Raw genomic sequence first — 1,807 nt, forward strand, 5'->3', positions numbered from 1 at the left:
AGCCAGTCTTCGACCTGTATTTTTGAATATTTTTGTCGATGACCAATCGCCTACTACAATTAAATCTTTTTTATTATCATTGTCAATATCTTCCCAAACGGCATCAGTAATCATACCCATTTGAGTTAATTTGAAAGCGGCTTTGTCAATAATATTGATAAACTCACCTTTGCCATTATTTTCTAATAACAAGTGTTTTGGATCTATTCCATAAACACCAGGAACGCTTCTGCTTCCAATAAAAACATCAATATCACCATCATTATCAAAATCATAGGGCGCAATGACGGCGACATTATTATTTGTAGTTGGAATACTATTTTTGCTTTTGGTAAAGATGCCTTTTCCATTATTGATATACAATCGATTTTTATAATTGGCTTGATCTGCTTTTTCATTTCCACCGGAACCTACTAATAAATCCTGGTCTCCATCGTTATCAACATCCAAAAAGGCAGCTGCAGTATCTTCATAATTGGCATCCGCTTCAAAGTCAGATTGTTTTGTCATGCTGTAATTTCCATTGCCGTTGTTCAGATATATTTTACTTGAATTTCCTTTTGCTCCACCAATAAAAAAATCTTCATTGCCATCATCGTTTACATCGGCTACAGCCAAAGAAGGCCCTTCGTGAGAAAGCATTTTTGAAATTAACCCTTCATAATCAAAATCAATATATTCATTTTCTTTGTGTGACTGAAAAGTGTTTGGTTTTTCAGAGAATAATGGTTTGATAGTTTTAGTCTTGAGATTGTAATTGGATTTTGCATCCGCTATATTTAAAGGAATGGTAGTGTTGCTTGTTATTTTTTTGATAGTTTGATATTTACCGTTTGGCCAAATGACTTGTAAAGAATCAATTTTTTTAGCTCCAATGCCAAATGTCATCACATAATCCATAGACGATTGAAAACCTCTGGACGGAATGAGTTCTTGTTTGATGATTTCTTTTCCAGAAAATAATTCGACCACACTACCAACGCCGAATTTATTTTGATTGTCACCTTTAAGTTTTACTTTGATAAAATGGTTGTCCTTTTTCTTTTCCGAATTGTTTTGATAGACAAAAGCGGGCATGTTGACATTATTCACGATTAAATCTAAATCACCATCGTTGTCTAAGTCACCATAAGCAGCGCCATTTGAAAAGCTTGGCGTGTCCAAACCCCAGTTTTTAGCTTCATTGGTAAATGTAAGATTGGTGTTGTTTTTAAAGGCATAATTTGGTATCGCAACAGTAGGCATTTTACCGATAATAGTTTCTATTTCTTCTTTTTTACCAGTAACCACCATTTTTTGCATCAATTCGTTGGCAAAAAAGTCCATAAAATCTTGATTGGTTAAATCGTGGTAAATGCCGTTGCAAACATAAATATCTTTATAGCCGTCATTGTCCATATCGAATAATAAAGCGCCCCAACTCCAATCAGTCTTTGCGACTCCAGCATAATTTGCTATTTCAAGAAACTGGTTATTTCCATTATTGAGTTGTAAGGTATTTTGCATGTATTGATTGTAAAAATCCAAGCTTAATTTTCTGGTGAATAAATCATAATTGTCGAAACTGGTAGTGGTTTTGAGTCGGTCGTCAGGTTCGGGTAACATATCTGTAACAAAAACATCCGCTTTCCCATCGTTGTTGATGTCGGCCATATCTGCACCCATGGAAGATTGGCTGATGTGCGAAGCCCAATTTTGAATTTGCTCAGAAAAAGTGCCGTTTTTATTGTTGATGTATAAATAATCCCGTTCGTAAAAATCGTTTGAAATGTAAATATCAGGATATAAATCGCCATTAACATCGCCC

The 1,807-nt window shown here is 34.8% G+C and carries 1 protein-coding gene; it reads right to left on the reverse strand.

Features of this window, described 5'->3' with window-relative positions:
* On the reverse strand, positions 1-1,807 hold a 1,807-nt coding region (locus RMN92_RS10155; protein WP_309609337.1), incomplete at both ends, for a VCBS repeat-containing protein.

The sequence above is a fragment of the Flavobacterium sp. genome (genome assembly GCF_031363805.1).
Lineage (GTDB): Bacteria > Bacteroidota > Bacteroidia > Flavobacteriales > Flavobacteriaceae > Flavobacterium.